Source organism: Streptomyces sp. NPDC055749 (assembly GCF_053617235.1).
Genome location: NZ_JBSHFH010000001.1, coordinates 117,978 through 136,014, shown reverse-complemented (window position 1 = coordinate 136,014; position 18,037 = coordinate 117,978). Strand labels below are relative to the sequence as shown.

Genomic DNA, 18,037 nt, shown 5'->3' with positions numbered 1-18,037 from the left:
CAGTGCGCACAAATACTTGTCCCCGGCCGGGACACCTGAGGTCCTGGCCGGGGACACGAGACCCGGCGCGTTCTACAGAGTCTTGGCCGTGGACGCCGAACCCACGATCAGCCCGTCCCCCACCCGGTCCACCCGCACCGTGTCGCCGTCCGTGATCTCGCCCGCGAGGATCTCCTTGGCGAGCCGGTCGCCGATCGCCGTCTGGATGAGGCGGCGCAGCGGCCGTGCCCCGTACGCCGGGTCGTTGCCCTCCTCCGCCAGCCAGGCCAGGGCCTCGGGGGTGACGTCGAGCGTGAGCCTGCGGTCGGCCAGGCGCTTGGCCAGGCGGCCGATCTGGAGACCCGCGATGTGCGAGAGCTCGTCGCCGGACAGCGCGGAGAAGACCACGAGGTCGTCGAGCCGGTTGAGGAACTCCGGCTTGAACGAGGCGCGCACTACGTCCAGAACCTGCTGCTCCTTGACCTCGGGCTTGGTCAGGGGATCGACCAGGTACTGGCTGCCGAGGTTCGAGGTCAGGATCAGGATGGTGTTGCGGAAGTCCACCGTCCGGCCCTGCCCGTCGGTGAGGCGGCCGTCGTCGAGGACCTGGAGCAGGATGTCGAAGACCTCGGGGTGCGCCTTCTCGACCTCGTCCAGCAGAACGACGCTGTACGGGCGACGGCGGACCGCCTCCGTGAGCTGGCCGCCCTCCTCGTACCCGACGTACCCCGGAGGGGCACCGACGAGCCGCGCCACGCTGTGCTTCTCGCCGTACTCGCTCATGTCGATGCGGATCATGGCCCGCTCGTCGTCGAACAGGAAGTCCGCGAGCGCCTTGGCCAGCTCGGTCTTGCCGACCCCGGTCGGACCGAGGAAGAGGAACGAGCCGGTGGGACGGTCGGGGTCGGCGATTCCGGCACGCGTACGGCGTACCGCGTCCGACACCGCCTGCACGGCCCGGGACTGCCCGATCAGCCGCTTGCCGAGCTCCTCCTCCATGCGCAGCAGCTTCTGCGTCTCGCCCTCCAGGAGCCGCCCGGCGGGGATTCCGGTCCAGGCGCCGACGACATCCGCGATGTCGTCCGGGCCGACCTCGTCCTTGACCATCGTGTCCTTGGCGGCTTCCTGCTCGGCCTCGTCGGCCTCCGCCAGCTCCCGCTCCAGACCCGGGATCTCCCCGTACAGCAGCTTGGACGCGGTGTCGAAGTCCCCGTCGCGCTGGGCGCGCTCGGCCTGACCGCGCAGGTCGTCGAGGCGTTCCTTCAGCTCACCGACGCGGTTGAGGCCCTCCTTCTCCTTCTCCCAGCGGGCGGTGAGGCCGCGCAGCTCCTCCTCCTTGTCGGCGAGGTCGCGGCGGAGCTTCTCCAGGCGCTGCTTGGAAGCGGGGTCGGTCTCGTTCTTGAGGGCCAGCTCCTCCATCCTCAGACGGTCGACGGCGCGCTGGAGCTCGTCGATCTCCAGGGGCGAGGAGTCGATCTCCATGCGGAGCCGGGAGGCCGCCTCGTCGACCAGGTCGATGGCCTTGTCGGGGAGGAACCGGGAGGTGATGTAGCGGTCGGAGAGGGTCGCTGCGGCGACCAGGGCGGAGTCGGCGATCTGGACCTTGTGGTGCGCCTCGTACCGCCCCTTGAGGCCGCGCAGGATGGCGATGGTGTCCTCGACGGACGGCTCGGCGACCAGCACCTGCTGGAAGCGGCGCTCCAGAGCGGGGTCCTTCTCGATCCGCTCGCGGTACTCGTCGAGGGTGGTCGCGCCGACCATCCGCAGTTCGCCGCGGGCCAGCATCGGCTTGAGCATGTTGCCCGCGTCCATGGCGGAGTCGCCGCCCGCGCCGGCGCCCACCACCGTGTGGAGCTCGTCGATGAAGGTGATGATCTGCCCGTCGCTCTCCTTGATCTCGGAGAGGACGGTCTTCAGCCGTTCCTCGAACTCACCGCGGTACTTCGCGCCCGCGACCATGGCGCCGAGGTCGAGCGAGACGAGCCGCTTGTTCTTGAGGCTTTCAGGAACGTCGCCCTTGATGATGCGCTGGGCGAGCCCTTCGACGACGGCGGTCTTGCCGACGCCGGGCTCACCGATGAGCACGGGGTTGTTCTTGGTGCGCCGCGAAAGCACCTGGACGACGCGGCGGATCTCCTGGTCCCGGCCGATGACGGGGTCGAGCTTGCCTTCCCTGGCCGCGGCCGTGAAATCCGTACCGAACTTCTCCAGGGCCTTGTACTGACCCTCCGGGTCGGGTGTGGTCACCCGTCGCCCTCCCCTGCTCTTCTCGAACGTGTCCAGCAGCTTCTTCGCACTGGCGCCCTGCTCAGTGAGGATCTCACCGGCGCGACCGCCCTTCGCCGCGACGCCGATCAGCAGGTGCTCGGTGGAGAGGTAGTCGTCGCCGAGCTCCTTCGCGCGCTGCGCGGCGTCGGCGATGACGGCGAGGAGCTCTCGGTTGGGCTGCGGGGGCGCGACGGTGGAGCCGGTGACGCTGGGCTGCGCCCCGAGAAGCCGCTCGGTCGCGGCGCGCACGGCCACCTGGTCGGCGTCGACGGCGGCGAGGAGGTCGGTGATGTTCTCGTTGTCCTCGCCCGCGAGGAGCGCGAGCAGCAGGTGCCCGGGAGTCAGATCGGGATGCCCGTCCTTCACGGCCCGGCTGGTGGCCGCGTTGAGGGCGTCCCGGCTCTTGTTGGTCAGCTCGGCGTCCACGTGCGTCGTCTCCTCCTCGTGCCGGTGCTTCACGGCTTCGGTGACCATGACTCGTACAACAGGTACAAAGTTGAGTCTACTGCACTCAACACTGCGCAGAGCCTGCCGATGCCTGTCCCGTCTCCCTGTATCTAGGCTGACCCCATGCCTGATGTACGCAACCCCGGCCCCGAATACCTCGCCTTCTGGCGGGAACGCCATGTCTGCACCCTGACGACACTCCGCCCGGACGGCACCCCGCACGTGGTCCCGGTGGGTGTGACGTACGACCCGGAGACGCGAACCGCCCGGGTCATCACCAACAAGAACAGCAGGAAGGTCGCCCACATCCTGGCGGCCGGCCTGGAGGGGGCACGGGTCGCGGTCTGCCAGATGCAGGGACGCCGCTGGGCGACGCTGGAGGGCCGCGCGGCGATCCGCACGGAGTCCGGGCAGGTCGAGGACGCGGTACGCCGCTACGCGGAGCGGTACGAGCGCACCCCGGCGCACAACCCGGACCGGGTGGTCATCGAGATCGCCGTGGACCGGGCCCTCGGAAGGGGCTGAACCGGCCCCGGGCCCGAATCCGGGCAGCACAACGGCGCCATCGTGTTCAGGTCACGATGGCGCCGTTGTGTGGGGGAAGCGCCTGAACGATATGGAACGACGGGGGTCGCTCAGGCACTGCGGGGGGTGGCGGAGATGGCTTCAGGTTCGAACAGCTCATGGTCCCGCTGATCGAGATTGACGAAGATCATGCCGTACCTCACGGCACAGCGGACCGGTTGCGGAGCCCCGCGGGGCCGACGAAGGCAGCGATAGGCGCGGACGTCCTCGCCCTCTTCCATGACGACGACGATCGGCTCACCGAACAGGGTGACCATCAACGAGTCGCCACGACGGGGGAGTGCCGTGAGCAGATCGATGAAGTGCCACCCGGAGCGATAGGCCGTGGCCATCTCGCGCCGGAAGGTGCGGTCGTCCGGCGGAGTGGTCATGCGACCGTGCGGGCCGGCGCGGACCAGCCGATGTCGGTCGGGGCAACCCAGCCGATATCACCCGATGCGACGGCCGGGGCAGCCCAGCCGATATCACCTGATGCAACAGCCGCCTCGCTGCTCCAGCCAATGTCGCCACCGCTCAGCAGTCCAAGACCCAGGGCCGCAACGAACGAGGCGGCAAGCGCCGAGCGAAGCATTCGCTTGTACATAGTCGGCTTCGTCCTCACTTGTGGATTCTTCTCCCCCGCACCTAAGACGATGTCTCACCTGGGCACACGAACACCACAGCGTCGATGCATCATGTTCCTGCATGTTCAGGAACCTGGGGGGTGAAGATATGACCACAAACAACACAAAAGCGACACATCCTCATGGGGTCACCGAACTGTGCGAGGCGGGAGGACGCCTTTACGCCAGCGCACTGCGCTCCGGTCGCATCGCCCGCGTCGAGGTCGAACCGGCTCCGTGCCTCATGGACTTCGCCCTGTTGCATCCCGACCCCGACGATGCGGACTGGCTCCGGCCCGTTCCGCCGTCCGCCGCTCTCGCACAGCATCTGCATCCCATAGAACGCGAAATCCAGGAGCGCCGAAGGCACTCGCTCGAACTCACCGAGTCCTTCGAGCCCTTCATGGACATCAGCGCTCAGGGGCCACCGGCCACCCACGCCATCACGGTGCTGGAGGGGGTCAACCGGATCAATGCGGCCCTTGATCTCGCCACCGCAGAGTGCCGGACCGAAGTGCTCACCGTCCAGCCCGGGGGAGGCCGCGACGAGGACAGCCTCAGCAAATCGTTGGAACGCGGCCTGTCAGTCGTCCATCGGGGCGTCAAGATACGCACTTTGTACCAGCACACCGTGCGTCACAGCCCCAGCACCTTGGCCTACGCGGAGCGCATAGCCGATGCCAACGTCGAAATACGGACGCTGGAAGAACTCATCGAACGGCTGATCGTCTTTGACAGGACGGTCGCGTTCATCCCCGCCCAGGACGACCGTCAAGTCGCCTTGGAACTCAGGCATCCGGGGCTGGTCGAGTACCTCGTCAAGGTATTCGACCAACTATGGACCCGCGCCGCCCCCCTTTTGGAGGACGTCAAGTACGACCCAACTCCCCAAGGAATCTCCGGCGTCCAACGCTCCATCGCTCAACTCCTCGTCGATGGCCATGTGGACGACTCCATCGCCCGCCGTCTCGGCATGAACGTCCGCACATGCAGGGCGCACGTTGCGAAACTCGCTGCGGCGCTCGGAAGCAACAGCCGGGCACAACTCGGCTATCTGATCGCCCGGTCAGGAATCCTGGACCAGGACTCCTGACCGTCCGGCGCCTCCAGCATCCCCACCCCAGGAGCCGGAAGGCGCGACCGCGCAACGGGGGAGAGCACGGCCGCACCCTGTTCCATCAGGGAAGTTCCCGGCTCCCCCGACCCGTCCACACTCTCCCGAAAGCTACGCTTCCACCACCGTCATCTTTCTGCACTGCAAAAAGTGGGGGGCCCACAAATGGATACGGAAACGGCAAACGAAGTCCATTCGCATGGGAACAGAGAACTGTGCGACCCGGCGATCCGGCTGTACGAGGCAGCGCTCCGCAAAGGGCGTATCGCCCGCGCCGAACTCACCGCCGCACCCTGCCTCATCGAGATGGCACTACTACATCCCGACCCGAGGGACGACGCGTGGCTACGACCCGTTCCACCATCCGCCGCCCTGGCACACCTGCTGCAGCCCATCACCCGCGAGATAGACGAGCGCGTGCAACTCACCGCCGCACTGAGCCGGTCACTGGCGCCACTGACCGCGGTCGCCAGCGATGACCCCAACCTCGCGATCACCGCGCTCGAAGGCAAAGAGACAATCCAGTCGGCCGTCGACGAGGCCACCGCCGCCGCCACGTACGAAGTCCTGACGGCCCAGCCAGGCACCAACCGAGCTCTGAACAACATGCAGGCGGCCCTGGCCAATGGCCGGAGCCTCATCCGGCGCGGCATCCAACTGCGGCACATCTACCAGCATCCGGCGCGCTACAGCAGCTACGTCCGGGAGTACCTGGAGCAACTGCCCACGGGCCATCTACAGGTTCGCACCACAGAACAGACCGTCGAGCGGCTGATCATCTTCGACCGTGCGGTGGCGTTCATCCCTGCCTCACCCGATCGCGAAACTGCCTTGGAGATCCGGCACCCAGCGCTCGTCCGCTACTTGTTCCAGGTCTACGAAACCCTCTGGGCACAAGCCACGCCCATCACCGAGCATCTCCAGCCCGTCGCCCCCGGCACCCCCATCACCGCCGTCCAGCACAGCATCGCCCGCCTGCTCGTCGAAGGCCACGTCGACGACGTCGTGGCCCGCAAGCTGGGCATCAGCGTCCGTACCTGCCGTGCCCACATCGCCAAGCTCATGCAGGCACTCGACGCGTCGAGCCGGACCCACCTGGGGGCACTGCTCATCCAGTCGGGCCTGGTCGAAACCGTTGCCACTACAACCCCCCAGGCCGACGCCCCGTGACGGCACCCCGGCCCCGTACAACACACACGATGCTCACGCTGACAGCAAAAGGCCCGTGCCCCCGAACCACTCGGGACCACGGGCCTTCTGCCACTCAACTCGCCTAGTCCGTAACCCTCTTCGGCTTCGGACGCCACACCACCAACGCACTCGCCTGCTGCACGTCCTGGTACGGGACCAGGTCGCGGCGGTACGAGGCGTGGACCTGGGCCTCGCGCTGCTGCATGGCCACCGCCGCTCCGTCGACCGCTGCCGAGAGCTCCGCGACGCGCTGCTGGAGCGCGGCCACCTGGTTCTCCAGCTCGATGATGCGCTTGATACCGGCCAGGTTGATGCCCTCGTCCTGCGACAACTGCTGTACGGTGCGCAGCAGTTCGATGTCGCGGGCCGAGTAGCGCCTGCCGCGGCCGGCGGTGCGGTCCGGGGAGACCAGGCCGAGGCGGTCGTACTGGCGCAGCGTCTGCGGGTGCAGGCCCGAGAGCTGGGCCGCGATCGAGATCACGTACACCGGTGATTCGTCGGTCAGCTGGTACGGATTACGTCGACGGCCGTCCATCTCAAGCTCCCTTCGCAGCCTGGAACAGCTCCGCCCGCGGATCCTCCTCCGCGGTCGCCTTCCGGTACGCCTCCAGTGCGTCCCTGGCCTCGGGTGCGAGGTCCTTGGGCACTGCGACCTCCACGGTGACCAGGAGGTCGCCGCGGGTGCCGTCCTTGCGGACCGCGCCCTTGCCGCGGGCGCGCATCGTACGCCCGTTGGGGGTGCCGGCCGGAAGCTTGAGGGTGACCGCGGGGCCGCCGAGCGTGGGGACCTTCACCTCGCCGCCGAGCGCCGCCTCCGTGAAGGCGATCGGCACGGTGACCGTGAGGTTGTCGCCCTTGCGGCCGAATACGGGGTGGGCGTCGACGTGGACGACGACGTACAGATCGCCGGCCGGTCCGCCGCGTTCGCCCGGGCTGCCCTTGCCGCGCAGCCGGATGCGCTGCCCGTCCAGGACGCCCGCCGGAATCCTGACCTGCATGGTGCGTGCCGACTTCGCCCGTCCGCTGCCCTTGCAGACCTCGCAGGGGTCCTGGGCGATGAGGCCCCGGCCCTTGCAGTCCACGCAGGGATCGGTGAGCGAGAAGCCGCCGCCGCTGCCGCGCGAGACCTGTCCGGTGCCGACGCAGGTCGGGCAGACCCTCGGGGTGCCGTTCTTGTCGCCGGTGCCCGAACACGCCTTGCAGGGCGCCTGGCTGGACATCCGCAGCGGGACCGTGGCCCCGTCGACCGCCTCGGTGAAGCTGAGCGTCACCTCGGACTCGATGTCCTGGCCGCGCCGCGGCTGCACACGGGTGCCGGCGCCGCCGCGGTTGAAGAGGCCGCCGAAGACGTCTCCCAGACCACCACCGCCGCCGCCGAAGCCACCGGCGCCACCGGGCTGGCCGCCGCCCGGGGCTCCTCCGAAGAGGTCGCCCAGGTCGAAGTTGAAGTTGCCTCCCGCGCCACCGGGACCGGCCCGGAAGCCTCCGTTGCCGAAGAGCGCGCGGGCCTCGTCGTACTCCTTGCGCTTCTTGCTGTCGCCGAGGATGTCGTTCGCCTCGGAGATCTCCTTGAAGCGCTCCTCCGCCTTGGCGTCACCCTTGTTGGCGTCCGGGTGGAACTCGCGGGCGAGCTTCCGGTACGCCTTCTTGACCTCGGCGTCGGTGGCGTCCTTGGGGACGCCGAGGACCTTGTAGTAGTCCTTCTCGACGAAGTCCTTCGTGCTCATCGACGTCCCTCCTTCCGGACGATCGGCCGAGGAGCCGGCCCGGGGGCCGGGCTCCTGGCCGGTCGGTGTGCACCGAGTTGGTCAGACCTGATGTCAGACCTCCTCCGTGCCACCGCTCTCCTCGTCGTCTGCCTTCTCTTCCTTCGCCGTCGCCGGCGTCGCGCCCGGCTGCGGCTCGGCCACGGCCACCCGCGCGGGGCGGATGGTGCGCTCGCCGATGCGATACCCCGGCTGCAGGATCGCCACGCAGGTGTCCTCGGTGACGTCCGGTGCGTACGAGTGCATCAGGGCCTCATGGATCGTCGGGTCGAAGGGCTCGCCCTCCTTGCCGAACTGCTGGAGGCCCATCTTCGCGGCGACCGTCTCCAGGGACTCGGCGACCGACTTGAAGCCGCCGGTCAGCTCGCCGTGTTCCCGCGCGCGGCCGACGTCGTCGAGCACGGGCAGGAGCTCGGTCAGGAGACCCGCTACTGCGATCTCCTTCACCGTGACCCGGTCCCGCTCGACGCGGCGGCGGTAGTTCTGGTACTCGGCCTGGAGCCGCTGGAGGTCTGCGGTGCGCTCGCCGAGCGCGGTGCGGACCTGGTCCAGCTGTGCCGTCAGACCGACTGTCTGTACGTCGTCCCCGGCCGGGGACGCCTCCTCCTCCGGAGAGGGGGTGGCGTCCTTCGGCTCAGCTCCGTCAGGGGTGGCGCCGGAGGGGACGTCAGGCTTCTCCTCGAAGCCCGGAGTCTCCTCGGTCACACCGCACCGCCCTTGGCGTCCTTCTCGTCGTCCACGATCTCGGCGTCGACGACATCGTCATCGGCCTTGGCCTGGCCGTCGGTGGGCGCGTCCGCACCCGGCGTCGCACCGTCGGCCTGGGCGTTGGCGTACATCGCCTGGCCCAGCTTCTGGGAGACGGCCGCGACCTTCTCGGTGGCGGTACGGATCTCGGCGGTGTCCTCGCCCTTGAGCTTTTCCTTCAGCTCGGTGAGGGACTCCTCGACCTCCGTCTTGACGTCGGCCGGAACCTTGTCCTCGTTGTCCTTGAGGAACTTCTCCGTCTGGTAGACGAGCTGCTCGCCCTGGTTGCGGGACTCGGCGGCCTCGCGACGGCGGTGGTCCTCGTCCGCGTACTGCTCGGCCTCTTCGCGCATCCGGTTGACCTCGTCCTTCGGCAGCGAGGAGCCACCGGTGACGGTCATCTTCTGCTCCTTGCCGGTGCCGAGGTCCTTGGCAGCGACGTGCATGATGCCGTTGGCGTCGATGTCGAAGGCGACCTCGATCTGCGGCACGCCACGCGGGGCCGGCGGCAGACCGGTGAGCTCGAACATTCCGAGCTTCTTGTTGTACGCCGCGATCTCGCGCTCGCCCTGGTAGACCTGGATCTGCACGGACGGCTGGTTGTCCTCGGCCGTCGTGAAGATCTCGGAGCGCTTGGTCGGGATGGTCGTGTTGCGCTCGATGAGCTTCGTCATGATGCCGCCCTTGGTTTCGATACCAAGCGACAGCGGCGTGACGTCGAGGAGCAGAACGTCCTTGACCTCGCCCTTCAGGACACCGGCCTGGAGCGAGGCGCCGATGGCGACGACCTCGTCCGGGTTGACGCCCTTGTTGGCTTCCTGACCACCGGTGAGCTCCTTGACGAGCTCGGCGACGGCCGGCATACGGGTCGAGCCACCGACGAGAACGACGTGGTCGATCTCGGAGAGCTGGATGCCCGCGTCCTTGATGACGTTGTGGAACGGGTTCTTGCAGCGGTCCAGGAGGTCCGCGGTGAGCTGCTGGAACTGAGCGCGCGTGAGCTTCTCGTCCAGGTGCAGCGGGCCCTCGGCCGACGCCGTGATGTACGGCAGGTTGATCGTGGTCTCCGTGGAGGAGGACAGCTCGATCTTCGCCTTCTCCGCGGCCTCGCGGAGACGCTGGAGAGCCATCTTGTCCTTGGACAGGTCCACGCCGTGACCGTTGGCGAACTGCTTGACCAGGTAGTCCATGACGCGCTGGTCCCAGTCGTCACCACCGAGGTGGTTGTCACCGTTGGTGGCCTTCACCTCGACGACGCCGTCACCGATCTCCAGGAGGGACACGTCGAAGGTGCCGCCACCGAGGTCGAAGACGAGGATCGTCTGGTCGTCCTTGTCGAGCCCGTACGCCAGCGCGGCGGCGGTCGGCTCGTTGACGATACGCAGGACGTTCAGGCCCGCGATCTCGCCGGCCTCCTTCGTCGCCTGACGCTCGGAGTCGTTGAAGTACGCCGGGACGGTGATGACCGCGTCGGTCACCTTCTCGCCCAGGTAGGACTCGGCGTCACGCTTCAGCTTCTGCAGGATGAAGGCGCTCATCTGCTGCGGGTTGAAGCTCTTGCCGTCCAGGTCGATCTTCCAGTCAGTGCCCATGTGGCGCTTGACGGAGCGGATGGTCCTGTCGACGTTCGTCACTGCCTGGCGCTTCGCCACCTCGCCGACGAGAACCTCGCCGTTCTTCGCGAAGGCGACGACGGACGGCGTGGTCCTGGCGCCTTCGGCGTTGGTGATGACGGTGGGCTCGCCGCCTTCGAGAACGCTCACGACGGAGTTAGTCGTGCCCAGGTCGATGCCGACCGCACGTGCCATTTCAATTCCTCCAACTGACTACTTGAGTGGATCTGACTCAAGGATGCATGACACCCGCCCCAGAGTCAACAGACCTGAGTCGAGTCGACTCAACTAACGTGCTCACACCCTTGCTCACCAGCGGTTTTCCCTGAGGAGGCGCTGCGCGGCTTCACGCACCATCCGCCCCACGGGGCGACACCCGCCCCCTCGCGCGCGCCACACGCCCCGACCCACCATCGCACCGTGGGATCGTTCTGTCACAAAATGCCGTGAGCCGGTCAAAACCGGCACGTCGGCACGCCACCGATCCCCGGGCAGGTGCGATGCAGAACGCGAACCGGACTGCGGCAAGAACCGCGGCAAGCACCGCGGCACGGACTGCGGTACGGGCTGCGGTACGAACCAGGGCGCACGCAGCCGTCGAGTACGCGACGGCCCGGCTGACGGCCAAGCGGCTCCTCGACCTGACCCTCGGCACCGCCCTGCTGGCCCTCGCCTCACCGGCCCTCGCCGCGGGCGCCCTCGCGCTCGCCGTACGACGCCCGCCCGGCGGCGTACTGCTCCGCGAACCCAGGACCGGTCTCGGCGGCCGGCCCTTCGAGCTGCGCTCCCTGCGCACCCGCCGCTGCCGGCTCGATGTGCTCTCCCGGCTGCCCCACGTCGTACGGGGAGAGCTCTCCCTCGTCGGCCCGGCACCCCTGGCCCCGGGCGACCCCAGGACGCAGGGGCCGGGGGCCAGACACTGGCGCCAGGAGCTGCGGCCGGGGCTGACGGGCCTCGCGCAGGTACGGGCCCGCTCCGGGATGCCCTGGGACGAACCGGCCCTGCTCGACCAGCACTACGCCGAGCAGCACTGGGTGGGGCTGGACCTGGCGATTCTGGCGGAAGCCGTACGCCTTCCACTGCGCGCGACCCTGCGTGCGGCGCTGCACCCGGCCCTGCGGCGGCGGCCTCGCGGCAGCAAGGGGTACCTGAGCGACGCAGATCACCGCCTGCCCGGCTACAGCGTGGCGGAATAAGTGGATAGTGTCGTCACAGACTCATTAAGTTACTGCTTAGTAATCCGTAATCATTGGTGTATCCCACCCCCTCCCCCAACCCCTCGCAGGCCCGAGGAGCCCCCAAATGCAACTCGCCGCGATCATCGTGTCGCTGGTCATCACGGTGGTGGCCGTCGCGCTTTTCGGCCGCGCCATCGCGCAGATCTACCGGTACGTGCGACTCGGTCAGCCCGTGCCTGCGGGCAGCCGCACGGGTGACCCCACGCAGCGCACCATCACGCTGGCCAAGGAGTTCCTCGGCCACACCCGTATGAACCGCTGGGGCATCGTCGGCTTCGCGCACTGGTTCGTGGCGGTGGGCTTCTTCTCGCTGCTGCTCACGATCGTCAACGCCTTCGGCCAGCTCTTCCAGGCCGACTGGCTGATCCCGTACATCGGCGACTGGCTGCCGTACGAGATCTTCACCGAGTTCCTCGGCCTGATGACGGTCCTCGGCATCGTGACCCTGATCGTGATCCGGCAGCTGAACCGGCCGGGCGGCGCGGGCCGCAAGTCCCGCTTCGCGGGCTCCAAGACCGGCCAGGCGTACTTCGTCGAGGCCGTCATCCTCATCGTCGGCGTCTGCATCATGACGCTGCGCGGCCTCGAAGGCGCCCAGCACCACGTGACCAGCTGGGAGCCCGGCTTCTTCGCCTCGTACCCGCTGGTCGCCGCCTTCGACGGACTCAGCCTCGGCACGCTCCAGCACATCACCTACGCCGTCGCGGCGCTCAAGATCGTCACGTCCTTCACCTGGATGATCACGGTCTCGCTCAACACCAACATGGGTGTGGCCTGGCACCGCTTCCTCGGCTTCCCGAACATCTGGTTCAAGCGGAACGCCGACGGCGCGGTCGCGCTGGGCGCGCTGCAGCCGATGACCTCGGGCGGCAAGGAGATCAACTTCGAGGACCCGGGCGACGACGACGTCTTCGGCGTCTCCCAGGTCGAGCAGTTCTCCTGGAAGGGCATCCTCGACTTCTCCACCTGCACCGAGTGCGGTCGCTGCCAGTCGCAGTGCCCCGCTTGGAACACCGGCAAGCCGCTCTCCCCCAAGCTCCTCATCATGTCGCTGCGCGACCACGCGCACGCCAAGGCCCCGTACCTGCTCGCAGGCGGCGGCAAGGACATGGAGGGCAACGAGAAGGCCACCGCCGAGCAGCTCAAGGACGTCCCCGCCTCCGCACTCGCCGAGGCCGAGCGCCCCCTCATCGGCACCGCCGAGGAGAACGGCGTCATCGACCCGGACGTCCTGTGGTCCTGCACCAGCTGCGGCGCGTGCGTGGAGCAGTGCCCGGTCGACATCGAGCACATCGACCACATCGTCGACATGCGCCGCTACCAGGTGATGATCGAGTCCGCGTTCCCGTCCGAGGCGGGCACGATGCTCAAGAACCTGGAGAAGAAGGGCAACCCCTGGGGGCTTGCCAAGAAGCAGCGCGTCGAGTGGACCAAGGAGGTCGACTTCGAGGTCCCGATCGTCGGCAAGGACGTCGAGGACCTGAGCGAGGTCGACTACCTCTACTGGGTCGGCTGCGCGGGTGCTCTCGAAGACCGCGCCAAGAAGACCACGAAGGCGTTCGCCGAACTGCTCCACATCGCGGGCGTCAAGTTCGCGATCATGGGCGGCGACGAGAAGTGCACCGGTGACTCCCCGCGCCGCCTGGGCAACGAGCCGCTGTTCCAGCAGCTCGGCCAGGAGAACGTGGCGATGCTGAACATGGCGTTCGGCGAGGACGACGAGGACGAGGCTACGAAGAAGCCGAAGTCGTCGAAGAAGATCGTCGCGACCTGCCCGCACTGCTTCAACACCATCGCCAACGAGTACCCGCAGCTCGGCGGCGAGTACGAGGTCATCCACCACACGCAGCTGCTCCAGCACCTGGTGGACGAGGGCAAGCTGATCCCGGTGACCCCGGTCGAGGGCCTGATCACGTACCACGACCCGTGCTACCTGGGTCGTCACAACAAGGTCTACACGCCCCCGCGCGAGATCATCGCGAGCGTCCCGGGTCTGCGGAACGAGGAGATGCACCGCCACAAGGAGCGCGGCTTCTGCTGCGGTGCCGGTGGTGCCCGGATGTGGATGGAGGAGCGGATCGGCAAGCGCATCAACAACGAGCGCGTCGACGAAGCCCTCTCCCTCAACCCGGACATCGTCTCCACCGCCTGCCCGTTCTGCCTCGTCATGCTGACCGACTCGGTCAACGGCAAGAAGAACGACGGCCAGGCCAAGGAGTCGATCCAGGTCGTCGACGTCTCGCAGCTGCTGCTGGAGTCCGTCAAGACCCCGGCCGACCCTGCGGGCGAGCCGGAAACGGCGGACGCACCGGAGCCGGAACCGGCGAAGTAACACCCGCCGTCGTAGGAACGAAAGCGGCCGGACCTGCCTCGGGGGCAGGACCGGCCGCTTCTGCGTGATCAGGTTTCGTGTGATCCGGGACATGTACGCGCCGGGACATCTGAAGCATCATGTGGGCCGAACACCTTCGAACGCGCCGGACCACCAGCCCCACCGAACACATCGCCCCGGGCCGGACCTCCGCGCTTCACGACGCGCTACGACGCATCACGACGGATGAGGGACCTCCCGTGCGGACACGCATCACACCGGCCCTGTCGAGAGCCAAGGCAAGGACCACTGCCACCAGGTCCACCGCAACCGCGCTCGCCGCGAGCGGCGTCTGCTGCCTGCTCCTGCTGACGGCCTGCGGAAGCCCCTCATCGGCCCACGGCCCCTCGTCCGCGTCCACCCCCGCCGCCGCCGAAGCGGGCAAGAACGGCGACGCCCCGCCCGAGGCCCTGGCAGGCCGGGCCGACGTCCCCCGTATCCCGGTCCCGCGCGGCAAAGGCAGCCGCACCGCCGACGACTTCAACGGCGACGGCCACCGCGACCTCGTCATCGACGACCTGGTGAAGGCCCCGGAGGACAGCCACGGTGACGACGTGGGCATCGGAGTCGTCTACGGCTCCGCCGACGGCGGCCTGGACCCGGCGGCGCGCCAGTTGCTGAGCGCGCGGACCCACGCGGCCAAGTCCGGCGACACGCTGCCCATCGCGTTCGACGCCGAGGCGGCCTGCGACCTCGACGCCGACGGCTTCACCGACCTGGTCGTGGCCACGGACCCCCCGTACAACGGCATCGGCCGCCCGCCCGTACCGCTTCAGGTGCTCTTCGGCTCCCCCGAGGGCCTCAAGGGCAAGGCCGTCACGCTCCGCATCCCGGCCGGCGCCCGGTACGGCAACGAGTGGCCCGACCACCCGGTCTGCGGCGACTTCGACGGCGACGACCGCACCGACCTCGCCGTCACGGCGGGCGCGGGCCGGATCAGCTACCTGCGCGGCCCCTTCACGCGCGCCGCGGCCCCACGCGCCGCCGCCTCCCTCCCGGGCGGCGGCCCGTACCTCGCCGCCCCCGAGCCCCGCGCCGACACGAACGGCGACGGCTACGACGACCTCGCCCACTCCGCCAAGCCCCTGCGGCCGGGCGCCCCCGCCACGACAACACTGCTGCTCGGCTCGGCCGACGGCCCGGCCCGCCCCGGCGGCACGTACCGCATCAAGGCCCCGGCCAACGGCATCCCGACGGCGCCGATCCGCACCGGCAAGGGCCCCACGGAGACGGCCCTGCTCCGGTACGCGGACTTCGACGGCGACAAGAAACCCGACACCGTCGTCCGCACACACCGCGGCGAGCAGGCGGACCTGATCGCGCTGTACCCGTCCACAACCCCGGACCGCCCCCACATCACATTCACCACGGCACTGTTCCTCCCCTGACGTCCGCCCCTGCTCCACCCCTAGGGGATGTCACAGCTCGGCCGCAAAGGCGGGCGGGTTCCCCCAGCTCTCACACCACACACACGCGGACCAGGTACGTTCGATTCGTGGCTGGATTCAGGATCGGACGCGGCCGGGACAACCGCACACCGCAACAACACCCGCAGCAGCAGCAGCCGTACGGCACGCAGGCACCACCGCCGCCGTACGGCCAGCAGTCGTGGCCTCCGGCAGGAGGCACCGGAGCGCCGTACAATGGCGGCGGGCACCAAGGCGGACCTCGGGCCGGCGGGCACCAGGCCGGGCAGAACGGTGGCAGACACGGGGAGCCCGAGTACTTCGGCGACCCGTACCACCAGGCCCCGCCGCAGGACCCGTACGCCAACAGCCCGGGTCACACCCAGGCGTTCAGCATCAACGAGGACCCGTACGGCGCAGGCGACACCTACCGCGCCGGTCAGGCCCCCGCCCAGCCCGCAGGCCCGCGCCTGCCCTGGAAGGACCTGCTCGCGGGCATCGTGCTGCGCCCCGGCCCGACCTTCTGGCAGATGCGCGACTACCCGGTCTGGGGCCCCGCGCTCGTCATCACGTTCCTCTACGGGTTGCTCGCGCTGTTCGGCTTCGACCAGGCCCGCGACGAGGCGATCAACGCGACGATCTCGACGGCCGTGCCGTACGTCGTCGTCACGGGCATCGGTTTCGTCATCGGCGGCCTGGTCCTCGGCGCGGTCACCCACACCCTGGCCCGCCAGCTCGGCGGCACCGGCTCCTGGCAGCCGACCGTGGGCCTCTCCATGCTGATCATGTCGATCACGGACGCCCCTCGCCTGCTCTTCGCCGTGTTCCTGGGCGGCGAGAACTCCCTGGTCCAGGTACTGGGCTGGATCACCTGGCTGGCCGCCGGCGCACTGTTCACCTCCATGGTGAGCAAGTCGCACGACCTGCCCTGGCCGAAGGCACTGGGCGCATCCGCGATCCAGCTGATCGCGCTGCTGTCGATCATCAAGCTCGGCACGATCTGAGACACACCCGCACGGACAGACGAAGGGCCCCCGGCACGAACTGCCGGGGGCCCTCTCTCGATCCGCTACCGCTCATCCGCCCTACGAGTCGAGAACCTGACCCTCACGACGCACGACGGGCTTCTCCACGCTCCACGGGAAGTTGATCCACTGATCGGTCTTCTTCCACACGTACTCGCACTTCACGAGCGACTGGGGCTTCTCGTAGATGACCGCGCTGCGCACCTCGGCCACATGATCGATGCAGAAGTCCCGCACCAGCTTCAGCGTCTTGCCGGTGTCGGCCACGTCGTCGGCGATCAGGACCTTCTTCCGAGAGAAGTCGATCGCGTTCGGAACGGGCGCCAGCATGACCGGCATCTCCAGCGTGGTGCCCACCCCGGTGTAGAACTCCACATTCACGAGGTGGATGTTCTTGCAGTCCAGCGCGTACGCCAGTCCGCCCGCGACGAAGACCCCGCCGCGCGCGATGCTGAGCACCACATCGGGCTCGTACCCGTCGTCGGCCACGGCCTGCGCGAGCTCGCGCACGGCCAGCCCGAAACCCTCGTACGTCAGGTTCTCCCGCACGTCACCGCTCATCCGGCATCACACCTGTGTCCGATGGAAGTTCATGAACGACCGCGAGGCCGTCGGCCCGCGCTGACCCTGGTACCGCGAGCCGTACCGCTCGGAGCCGTAAGGGAATTCGGACGGCGAGCTGAGCTTGAACATGCACAGCTGCCCGATCTTCATCCCGGGCCAGAGCTTGATCGGCAACGTCGCGACGTTCGACAGCTCCAGCGTCACGTGCCCGGAGAACCCGGGGTCGATGAACCCGGCCGTCGAATGCGTCACCAGCCCGAGCCGCCCGAGCGAGCTCTTCCCCTCCAGCCGCGACGCGAGGTCGTCGGGGAGCGAGATGACCTCGTACGTCGAGGCGAGCACGAACTCACCGGGGTGGAGGATGAACGCCTCGTCGCCCTCCGGTTCGACCATGCGGGTCAGGTCTGCCTGCTCGACGGCAGGGTCGATATGCGGATAGCGGTGGTTCTCGAACACCCGGAAGTAGCGGTCGAGCCGCACATCGATGCTCGAGGGCTGCACCATCGACGCGTCGAACGGGTCAATGCGCACCCGTCCGGCGTCGATCTCGGCCCGGATGTCCTTATCTGAGAGAAGCACGTCCCGAGGATACGCAGAACGCGCGAGCCCGCCCCAACCGGACCGCCCTCGCGCGCCTGCCTGCCACTTCTCCCGGCCCTGGACGGCCTCGCGACTCCCGTCGCGACCGGCCCCTCGACCGCGCCCCTCGGACCGCGCCCGATACCCCAGGCACCCCAGGCACCCCGGGTACCCCGGGCGAACGCCCTACCGCTGCCCGGACACCACGGGAACCGCCTGCCTCAACCGGGCACAGCGCGGACAGCGAATGAGCCGCCCGGGACCGATCCGGCCGGACCCGAGCTGCTGCATCGGGAACGACGAGGTAGCAAAAACGTGCCCTTCGGCACAACGGACGACGGTGCGCTCCATCGACTCCATCAAGCCCCTTCCCCAACCAAGCCTTGGACGAGAAAGCCACATTAGGGGATGAACAGGACGCCACTCCAGGCGGCACTCCGACCACCCACGCTACGCCTTCAACTCCCGCCCACCGGACCCGCGTCCACCCCACCACACACCCACCCCAACCCCGCGCGGACCCCGCGGCGCCTACGCCGGGG

At 68.5% G+C, this 18,037-nt stretch carries 16 protein-coding genes; 7 read left to right on the top strand and 9 right to left on the bottom strand.

The window, feature by feature from the left end; all coding sequences use genetic code 11:
* Nucleotides 1-72 precede the first annotated feature (72 nt).
* Nucleotides 73-2,673 carry an ATP-dependent chaperone ClpB gene (gene clpB / locus ACWGO0_RS00640; RefSeq protein ID WP_453526376.1) on the bottom strand — a complete coding sequence of 867 codons (2,601 nt, stop codon included), beginning with the start codon at nt 2,671-2,673 and terminating at the stop codon, nt 73-75.
* Nucleotides 2,674-2,817: 144 nt separating this feature from the next.
* On the opposite strand from clpB, the gene ACWGO0_RS00635 reads away from it, so the two are divergent.
* Nucleotides 2,818-3,219, top strand: coding sequence for a pyridoxamine 5'-phosphate oxidase family protein (locus tag ACWGO0_RS00635; protein ID WP_453525793.1), 402 nt, complete (start codon nt 2,818-2,820; stop codon nt 3,217-3,219).
* 110 nt (nt 3,220-3,329) lie between these two features.
* On the opposite strand, the gene ACWGO0_RS00630 is transcribed toward ACWGO0_RS00635, so the two are convergent.
* A complete protein-coding gene (locus ACWGO0_RS00630; RefSeq protein ID WP_382726419.1) occupies nt 3,330-3,650 on the bottom strand; it encodes a (2Fe-2S)-binding protein in 321 nt (106 codons plus the stop codon).
* Nucleotides 3,647-3,862, bottom strand: a complete 216-nt coding sequence (locus tag ACWGO0_RS00625) for a hypothetical protein (RefSeq protein ID WP_453525790.1) — start codon at nt 3,860-3,862, stop codon at nt 3,647-3,649. Before ACWGO0_RS00625 ends, ACWGO0_RS00630 begins: the two co-directional genes overlap by 4 nt.
* 128 nt (nt 3,863-3,990) lie before the next feature.
* Here ACWGO0_RS00625 and ACWGO0_RS00620 point away from each other — a divergent pair, with 128 nt between their 5' ends.
* Nucleotides 3,991-4,974 carry a helix-turn-helix transcriptional regulator gene (locus tag ACWGO0_RS00620; RefSeq protein ID WP_453525787.1) on the top strand — a complete coding sequence of 328 codons (984 nt, stop codon included), beginning with the start codon at nt 3,991-3,993 and terminating at the stop codon, nt 4,972-4,974.
* Between the two features lie 186 nt (nt 4,975-5,160).
* Nucleotides 5,161-6,165 (top strand): LuxR C-terminal-related transcriptional regulator, encoded by a 1,005-nt coding sequence (locus ACWGO0_RS00615; protein ID WP_453525784.1) that lies wholly within the window; start codon nt 5,161-5,163, stop codon nt 6,163-6,165.
* A 103-nt stretch (nt 6,166-6,268) separates the two neighbouring features.
* Here ACWGO0_RS00615 and ACWGO0_RS00610 read toward each other — a convergent pair whose 3' ends face one another.
* The 4 genes from ACWGO0_RS00610 to dnaK form a co-directional block, all read right to left on the bottom strand.
* Nucleotides 6,269-6,721: a heat shock protein transcriptional repressor HspR gene (locus tag ACWGO0_RS00610; RefSeq protein ID WP_453525781.1), complete on the bottom strand. Its 453-nt coding sequence runs from the start codon at nt 6,719-6,721 to the stop codon at nt 6,269-6,271.
* Between the two features lies 1 nt (nt 6,722).
* Complete coding sequence (gene dnaJ, locus ACWGO0_RS00605; RefSeq protein WP_453525778.1) at nt 6,723-7,913, bottom strand: molecular chaperone DnaJ; 1,191 nt, start codon at nt 7,911-7,913, stop codon at nt 6,723-6,725.
* Nucleotides 7,914-8,006: 93 nt separating this feature from the next.
* Entirely contained in the window at nt 8,007-8,657 is a 651-nt protein-coding gene (gene grpE, locus ACWGO0_RS00600; protein ID WP_453525775.1) for a nucleotide exchange factor GrpE, read from the bottom strand.
* Nucleotides 8,654-10,507, bottom strand: a complete 1,854-nt coding sequence (gene dnaK / locus ACWGO0_RS00595; RefSeq protein WP_453525772.1) for a molecular chaperone DnaK — start codon at nt 10,505-10,507, stop codon at nt 8,654-8,656. The genes grpE and dnaK overlap by 4 nt, the downstream gene beginning before the upstream one ends.
* A 305-nt stretch (nt 10,508-10,812) precedes the next feature.
* Here dnaK and ACWGO0_RS00590 point away from each other — a divergent pair, with 305 nt between their 5' ends.
* The 4 genes from ACWGO0_RS00590 (at nt 10,813) to ACWGO0_RS00575 (ending at nt 16,331) form a co-directional block, all read left to right on the top strand.
* Nucleotides 10,813-11,508 (top strand): sugar transferase, encoded by a 696-nt coding sequence (locus ACWGO0_RS00590; RefSeq protein WP_453525769.1) that lies wholly within the window; start codon nt 10,813-10,815, stop codon nt 11,506-11,508.
* Nucleotides 11,509-11,614: 106 nt separating this feature from the next.
* Nucleotides 11,615-13,882: a (Fe-S)-binding protein gene (locus ACWGO0_RS00585; protein ID WP_453525766.1), complete on the top strand. Its 2,268-nt coding sequence runs from the start codon at nt 11,615-11,617 to the stop codon at nt 13,880-13,882.
* Nucleotides 13,883-14,121: 239 nt separating this feature from the next.
* Nucleotides 14,122-15,309 (top strand): FG-GAP repeat domain-containing protein, encoded by a 1,188-nt coding sequence (locus tag ACWGO0_RS00580; protein ID WP_453525763.1) that lies wholly within the window; start codon nt 14,122-14,124, stop codon nt 15,307-15,309.
* A 107-nt stretch (nt 15,310-15,416) separates the two neighbouring features.
* The gene (locus ACWGO0_RS00575) at nt 15,417-16,331 is read left to right on the top strand and encodes a Yip1 family protein (RefSeq protein WP_453525760.1); all 915 of its coding nucleotides are present in this window, start codon (nt 15,417-15,419) and stop codon (nt 16,329-16,331) included.
* Nucleotides 16,332-16,412: 81 nt separating this feature from the next.
* Here ACWGO0_RS00575 and ACWGO0_RS00570 read toward each other — a convergent pair whose 3' ends face one another.
* Together ACWGO0_RS00570 and dcd are read right to left on the bottom strand one after the other, a co-directional pair.
* Nucleotides 16,413-16,913 (bottom strand): phosphoribosyltransferase, encoded by a 501-nt coding sequence (locus tag ACWGO0_RS00570; protein ID WP_453525757.1) that lies wholly within the window; start codon nt 16,911-16,913, stop codon nt 16,413-16,415.
* Between the two features lie 6 nt (nt 16,914-16,919).
* Nucleotides 16,920-17,495, bottom strand: a complete 576-nt coding sequence (dcd, locus tag ACWGO0_RS00565) for a dCTP deaminase (protein ID WP_453525755.1) — start codon at nt 17,493-17,495, stop codon at nt 16,920-16,922.
* Nucleotides 17,496-18,037: the final 542 nt, after the last annotated feature.